Raw genomic sequence first — 6,565 nt, 5'->3', positions numbered from 1 at the left:
GCTGGGACGGCGACGGTCAGCGGGAGGCGCTGCCCTCGCTCAGCCTGCCGTGGTGTCCGTAACCGGCTCCGGCGTCTCCTGCTCGGGCTTACGGCTCTTCTGCAGGGCGAAGCCGGCGACGGCCAGCACCAGGGTCATCACACCGGTCGCGAGCAGCTGATCGCGAGTGTCGGGCTGGCGGAGCATGAGGACGAAGATTCCGAGCATGCCCGCGATCGCGACCCAGGTCAGCACCGGGAACAGCCACATCCGCACGACGAGCTTCTCCGGAGCCTCGCGCTCGATGCGGCGTCGCAGCACCAGCTGGGAGACGGCGATGAACAGCCAGACGACGAGGATCACCGCGCCGATCATGTTCAGCAGCCAGGGGAAGACGTCGTCGGGGCGCCAGTAGCTGAGCAGCACGCACAGGAAGCCGAAGACGGAGGAGACGAGCACGGCGATCCGCGGCACACCGCCGGAGATCCGCCCGATCGCCTTCGGGCCCTGGCCACGGGCGACCAGCGAGTACGCCATGCGGGAGGAGCCGTAGATGTTGGCGTTCATCGCGGAGAGCAGCGCGACCAGCACCACGACCTGCATCACGGTGCCGGCGCCCGGGATGTCGAGGTGGTTCAGCGCGGTGACGTACGGACCCTTGTCGGGGTTGGCGACGTCCGGGTCGTCCCACGGCACCAGCGTGACGATGACCGCCATGGAGCCGATGTAGAAGAGCGCGATGCGCCACATCGCGGTGCGCACGGCCTTGGTGACGCCCTGGACGGGGTGCTCGGACTCGGCGGCCGCGATGGTGACCGTCTCCAGGCCGCCGTACGCGAACACGGAGGCGAGCAGACCGATGACCAGGCCCTCCGAGCCGTTCGGCAGGAAGCCGCCGTCGCCGGTGAGGTTGGCGGTGCCGGGGGCCTCCGTACCGGGCAGGATGCCGAGGATCGCGAGACCCCCGAGGATCAGGAAGAGCGAGATCGCGCCGACCTTGAGGGCCGCGAACCAGAACTCGAACTCGCCGAAGTTCTTCACCGCCGCCAGGTTGGTGCCGCAGAACACCAGCATGAACAGCGCGACCCAGGCCCACTCGGGGGTGCCGGGCAGCCAGCCGCTGACGATCTTCGCCGCGCCGATGCCCTCCAGGCCCACGGCGACGGACAGCAGCACCCAGAACGACCAGCCGGCCGCGAAGCCCGCCCACGGCCCGATGGCCCGCTCGGCGTGCACGGAGAACGAGCCGGACGCCGGGTTCGCGGCCGACATCTCGCCGAGCATGCGCATCACGAGCATGACGAGCAGGCCGGATACCGCATACGCGATGACGATCGACGGTCCGGCGGCGGCGATGCCGGCGCCGGAGCGGACGAAGAGTCCGGCGCCGATCACACCGCCGAGGGCGATCATCGACAGATGGCGCTGCTTGAGGCCGTGCGCGAGCGCGGAGTCGACTTTGTTGCCGACGGGCGCGGGCGCCGAGGTCCGAGACATGGGCATGCCCTGTTCGTGGGGGATAAGGGGAGTGGCCCACAGTCTGGGGTCAGCACCGCTCACGGAGCACGACGGACCGCTATACGGACAAGATGCTCACACAATGTGAAGGTTCAGACACGCCTTGCCCGCATGTCACGCAACTTCCTTGTGCCTGTCACGCCGCTCGGGCAGTTCACGCGGCTTGCGCTGTTTCACGCCGCGCGCGCCGTTCCCGCAGCTCCCGGATGCCTGCCACCATCAGCACCACGGCCGTCGCCGCGCCGGACCACAGCACCTGCGGGCGGGCGTCGTCGTCGCCGAGCATCAGCACCAGCACGGCGCCGATCCCGGCCAGCGCCAGACGACGCCCTCCCAGCCGTTCGGCAGAAAGCCGCCCTGCCCGGTCAGATTGCCGAGACCCACCGGGTCCCCGGAAGGATTGGACGCAGCCGGCAGCACGCCGAAGATCGCCAGGGTGCCCAGCAGCAGGAAGAGGACGATCGCGCCGACCTTCAGCGCGGCGAACCAGAACTCGAACTCGCCGAAGTTCTTGACCGCTGTGAGATTGGCGGCGGTGAAGACCACCATGAAGATCAGCACCCAGGTCCACTGCGGCACGCCCGGCAGCCAGCCGTTCGCGATCGTCGCCGCGCCCGTCGCCTCCACGGCGAGCACGACCACCAGCAGGAACCAGTACAGCCAGCCGACGCTGAACCCGGCCCAGCGGCCGAGCGCCCGCTCCGCGTGCACGGAGAAGGCACCGGACGCGGGCATCGCCGCCGACATCTCGCCGAGCATCCGCATCACGAGCATCGCCAGCGCGCCTGCGAGCAGGTACGACACGACGATGCCGGGTCCCGCGACCGCGATACCGGCGCCCGAGCCGACGAAGAGCCCGGCGCCGATCGCCCCACCGAGGCCGAGCATCGTCAGATGACGCTGCTTCAGCCCGTGGGAGAGAGGCTCGGCCTCGGCGGCCAACGGGCTGGGCGATGCGTCGTGCATGGTGCTGGGAACTCTCGACAGACTTCTCGGGGATTTGGCAAGAACCTACAGTCTCCCCGAGCGCAGCTCCGATCGCCAAAACGGACTCCTCCGCCCGTCACCTCAGTGACGAGCATCACGTACGGGGGACGGTTGTTGAGGCTGCTTTGTGTGAACTCCACCAAGGCGCCGACCGGCACTTTGTCATCGGCTGATGGTGATCGGTCGGTGACTCCTGGTCTAACGTCGGCATGTCCACACCGACTTCAGGAGACCCGATGAGCACTGCCGCCGCCCCCGTCCGATCCGGAGTGGTCCTCGCGGACCTGCTGCCCGCCAGCCGTGCCAAGTCCGCAGTGGACGCAGCGCTGGTGATCGGCGGCGCCGTGCTCACCGGAATCGCGGCGCAGATCTCCGTCCCGGTCCCCGGCTCCCCGGTCCCCGTCACCGGCCAGACCTTCGCCGCGCTGCTCGTCGGCACCGCGCTCGGCGCCCGCCGCGGCTTCCTCTCCCTCGCGCTGTACGCGCTCGCCGGTATGGCGGGCATGCCGTGGTTCGCCGAGGCCGACTCCGGCTATGCCATGCCGTCCTTCGGCTACATCCTCGGCATGCTGCTCGCCGCCACCGTGGTCGGCGCCCTCGCCCGCCGCGGCGCCGACCGCTCCGTCCTGCGTACCGCCGGCACGATGGTCCTCGGCTCCGCGATCATCTACGCCGTCGGCGTGCCGTACCTGTCCCTCGCCACCGGTATGACGCTCACTCAGGCCGTCGCCGCGGGCCTCACCCCGTTCCTGATCGGCGACGCGCTCAAGGCCGCGCTGGCGATGGGGGCGCTGCCCGCCGCCTGGAAGCTCATCGGCCGCCGCGGCTGACCCCGTAATTCCTGCTGAAGAGGTTCGCCGGGAAGCCGGTCTGGAAGCCGGCCAGTTCCTCGTCGTAGCCGCTGTCGCCGGGGCGGAAGACGTTCTTGCCGATGTCGCGCAGGGGAAAGGCTCTCCGTTCACTCGGTGCACGGAGAGCCTTTCGCGATTACCTGACATCCGCCGTCAGGTATTCAGCAGGGGTCGTTCAGCAGGGATCAGACCCTGGCGTCCTCGATCTGCTCGGTCCGGGCGGCGTCCACGGCCGCCGTGCCCGTGCCCTTGCCCTTGTTCGTGAGCTGCAGGACGACACCGATGACCACCACGACGGCAGCGACCGCCACCGACCACAGAACGACCTCGCGGTTCGCGTCGTCGAACAGCATGTAGCCCAGCACGAAGGTGATCATCGCGGCGGTCGCCCAGGTCAGGTACGGGAAGAGCCACATCTTCACGGTCACCTTCTCCGGCGCCTCGCGCATCAGGATCCCGCGCATCCGCAGCTGGGTGAAGCAGATCACCAGCCAGACGAACAGCGCGACCGCGCCCGAGGAGTTCAGCAGGAAGGTGAAGACCGAGTCCTTGTACGCGTAGTTGGCGTAGACGGCGCCGAAGCCGAAGACGACCGAGGCCAGGATGGCGGCGGTGGGCACGCCCTTGGCGCTGACCTTGGCGAACGCCTTCGGCGCGTCGCCGCGCTCGCCCAGCGAGAACGCCATGCGGGAGGCGGTGTAGAGACCCGAGTTCAGGCAGGACAGCACGGCCGTCAGGACGATCACGTTCATGATCTCGCCGGCGTGCGGAATGCCGATGGAGTCCAGGGCCGCGACGTACGAGCCCTTCTCGACGATCGACTTGTCGTTCCACGGCAGCAGCGTCAGGACGATGAAGATCGAGCCCAGGTAGAAGACACCGATCCGCCAGATCACGCTGTTGGTGGCCTTGGTGACCGCGCGGCGGGGGTCCTCGGACTCACCGGCGGCCAGCGTGACGATCTCGCTGCCCATGAAGGAGAAGACGACCATCAGCACACCGGTGAGGATGGCGCCCGCGCCGTTGGGCAGGAAGCCTCCGGCGTCGGTCAGGTGCGCGAAGCCCGCGCCCGGGTTGTCGGAGCCCGGCAGCACGCCGAACACGGCCAGCAGACCGATGATCACGAAGCCGCCGATGGCGACGACCTTGATCCCCGCGAACCAGAACTCGAACTCGCCGTACGACGACACCGACGCCAGGTTGGTCGCGGTCAGCACGACCATCACGATCAGCGCCCACGCCCACTGCGGCACGGCCGGGACCCAGCCCTCGAGGATCACCGCACCCGCGGTCGCCTCGACCGCCAGCACGACGACCCAGAAGAACCAGTAGAGCCATCCGATGGAGAAGCCCGCCCAGCGGCCGAGCGCGCGGTCGGCGTACGCGGAGAAGGAGCCCGAGTTCGGGCTCGCAGCGGCCATCTCACCGAGCATCCGCATCACGAAGACGACCAGCGCGCCGACGAGGAGGTAGGACACGAGGATGGCGGGGCCGGCTGCCGCGATGCCGCCGGAGGACCCGACGAAGAGGCCCGCGCCGATCACGCCACCGATGGCGATCATGGACAGGTGGCGGTTCTTGAGTCCGGCCTTGAGACCGTCGGAAGGCTGGGGATTACCGGTTTCTCCGGTGTTTCCGCCTGCCTTCGTAAGGGTCGGCTGGGGGTTCATGGACGATTCCTTACGTGTGCGGGTCGCTCGGGTTACGAGCCCCCGCATTCAAACCGGTGACCCGTTGGTATGGAAGACCTGACTCCGATTCGTGATGATGGGCACTTTCTCCCGATCGCGCCCGGGTCCTCGTCACAGCCCCTCGTCCGGTCCTCCGACAGGGCCCGCCGTCGGACCCCGCTGACGCCTGCCCGGCTCCCCGCGTGCCACACTCGGATCATGCGCGTGTACCTCGGTTCCGACCATGCCGGCTACGAACTCAAGAACCACCTCGTCGAGTGGCTCACGGCCCATGGCCACGAGCCCGTCGACTGCGGCCCCCACATCTACGACGCCCAGGACGACTACCCGCCGTTCTGCCTGCGTGCCGCCGAGCGGACGGCCGCGGACCCGGACAGCCTCGGCGTCGTGATCGGCGGCTCCGGCAACGGTGAGCAGATCGCCGCGAACAAGGTCAAGGGCGTCCGCGCCGCGCTGGCCTGGAGCGTGCAGACGGCCGCCCTCGGCCGCGAGCACAACAACGCCAACGTCGTCGCCGTCGGCGCCCGGATGCACACGGCCGACGAGGCGACGACCTTCGTCGAGGTCTTCCTGAAGACGCCGTACTCGGGTGAGGAGCGTCACACCCGCCGTATCGAGATGCTCTCGGCGTACGAGACCTCCGGCGAGCTGCCCCCGATCCCGGCCCACCACCCGCAGGGGCCGACCGCCTGATGCCCGAAGGGCACACGATCCACCGACTGGCCGCCGACTACCGGGAACGGTTCGGCGGCCGGTCCGTGCGGGTGACCAGCCCGCAGGGCAAATTCGCCGACTCCGCGGCGCTGCTCGACGGCACGGTGCTGGAGCGCACCGACGCCCACGGCAAGCACCTCTTCCTCGGCTTCGGCGGCTCCGACGGCGGCGAATGGGTCCACATCCACCTCGGCCTCTTCGGCAAGGTGAACTTCGGCGACGCGCCCGTACCGCCGCCGACCGAGACGGTGCGGCTGCGGCTCGCGAACCCCGCGGCGTACGTCGACCTGCGCGGCCCCACCACCTGTGCCCTGATCACGGACGGCGAGAAGCGGGCGATACACGACCGGCTCGGCCCCGACCCGCTGCGCCCGGACGACGGCCCGGACCGGGCCTGGGCCCGGATCTCCCGGTCCCGTACGACCATCGCCGCGCTGCTGATGGACCAGAAGGTCGTCGCGGGCGTCGGCAACGTCTACCGGGCAGAAGTCCTCTTCCGGCACGGCATCGACCCGTACCGGGCGGGCAAGGACCTCACCCGGCGCGAATGGCACTCCATCTGGGCCGATCTGGTCGCCCTGATGCGGGTAGGCGTACGCAACAACCGCATCGACACCGTCCGCCCCGAGCACACCCCCGAGGCGATGGCCCGCCCCCCGCGCGTCGACGACCACGGCGGCGAGGTCTACGTCTACCGCCGGGCCCAGCAGCCCTGCCACATCTGTGGCGGCGAGATCCGCACCGCCGATCTCGCCGCCCGCAACCTCTTCTGGTGCCCGACCTGCCAGAAATCCGCCCCGCTGGGGGTCCCCCCCACGCCGCAGG

Annotated in this window: 6 protein-coding genes and 1 pseudogene; 3 read left to right on the top strand and 4 right to left on the bottom strand. The window is 69.5% G+C overall.

Going from position 1 to position 6,565, the window contains the following annotated elements; genetic code table 11:
- Positions 1–39: 39 nt before the first annotated feature.
- From ACWGI8_RS36605 to ACWGI8_RS36595, 3 genes and pseudogenes are all read right to left on the bottom strand, one after another.
- On the bottom strand, positions 40–1,476 hold the full coding sequence (locus ACWGI8_RS36605; protein WP_453667733.1) for an amino acid permease: 1,437 nt from the start codon (positions 1,474–1,476) through the stop codon (positions 40–42).
- 175 nt (positions 1,477–1,651) lie between these two features.
- Positions 1,652–1,795: a hypothetical protein gene (locus ACWGI8_RS36600; RefSeq protein WP_453667731.1), complete on the bottom strand. Its 144-nt coding sequence runs from the start codon at positions 1,793–1,795 to the stop codon at positions 1,652–1,654.
- A gap of 23 nt (positions 1,796–1,818) precedes the next feature.
- Positions 1,819–2,463: pseudogene (locus tag ACWGI8_RS36595) on the bottom strand (amino acid permease); the annotation flags it as partial.
- 257 nt (positions 2,464–2,720) lie between these two features.
- On the opposite strand from ACWGI8_RS36595, the gene ACWGI8_RS36590 reads away from it, so the two are divergent.
- On the top strand, positions 2,721–3,314 hold the full coding sequence (locus tag ACWGI8_RS36590) for a biotin transporter BioY (protein ID WP_453667729.1): 594 nt from the start codon (positions 2,721–2,723) through the stop codon (positions 3,312–3,314).
- 206 nt (positions 3,315–3,520) lie between these two features.
- Here ACWGI8_RS36590 and ACWGI8_RS36585 read toward each other — a convergent pair whose 3' ends face one another.
- A complete protein-coding gene (locus ACWGI8_RS36585) occupies positions 3,521–5,005 on the bottom strand; it encodes an amino acid permease (RefSeq protein ID WP_453667728.1) in 1,485 nt (494 codons plus the stop codon).
- Between the two features lie 219 nt (positions 5,006–5,224).
- Between ACWGI8_RS36585 and ACWGI8_RS36580 the strand changes: the two genes are divergently transcribed.
- On the top strand, positions 5,225–5,719 hold the full coding sequence (locus ACWGI8_RS36580; RefSeq protein WP_453667726.1) for a ribose-5-phosphate isomerase: 495 nt from the start codon (positions 5,225–5,227) through the stop codon (positions 5,717–5,719).
- On the top strand, positions 5,719–6,565 hold an 847-nt coding region (locus ACWGI8_RS36575), incomplete at its 3' end, for an Fpg/Nei family DNA glycosylase (protein ID WP_453667724.1). The genes ACWGI8_RS36580 and ACWGI8_RS36575, both read left to right, overlap by 1 nt.

The organism is Streptomyces sp. NPDC054841 (assembly GCF_053611045.1).
The sequence above is the reverse complement of the archived record's forward strand: the minus strand, read 5'-3'. Positions and strand labels throughout refer to the sequence as shown.

Excerpts from the sequence above, each read along its gene's own strand:
- ACWGI8_RS36605 (WP_453667733.1), bottom strand. The coding sequence starts at position 1,476 with ATGTCTCGGACCTCGGCGCCCGCGCCCGTCGGCAACAAAGTCGACTCC.
- ACWGI8_RS36590 (WP_453667729.1), top strand. The coding sequence starts at position 2,721 with ATGAGCACTGCCGCCGCCCCCGTCCGATCCGGAGTGGTCCTCGCGGAC.
- ACWGI8_RS36585 (WP_453667728.1), bottom strand. The coding sequence starts at position 5,005 with ATGAACCCCCAGCCGACCCTTACGAAGGCAGGCGGAAACACCGGAGAA.
- ACWGI8_RS36580 (WP_453667726.1), top strand. The coding sequence starts at position 5,225 with ATGCGCGTGTACCTCGGTTCCGACCATGCCGGCTACGAACTCAAGAAC.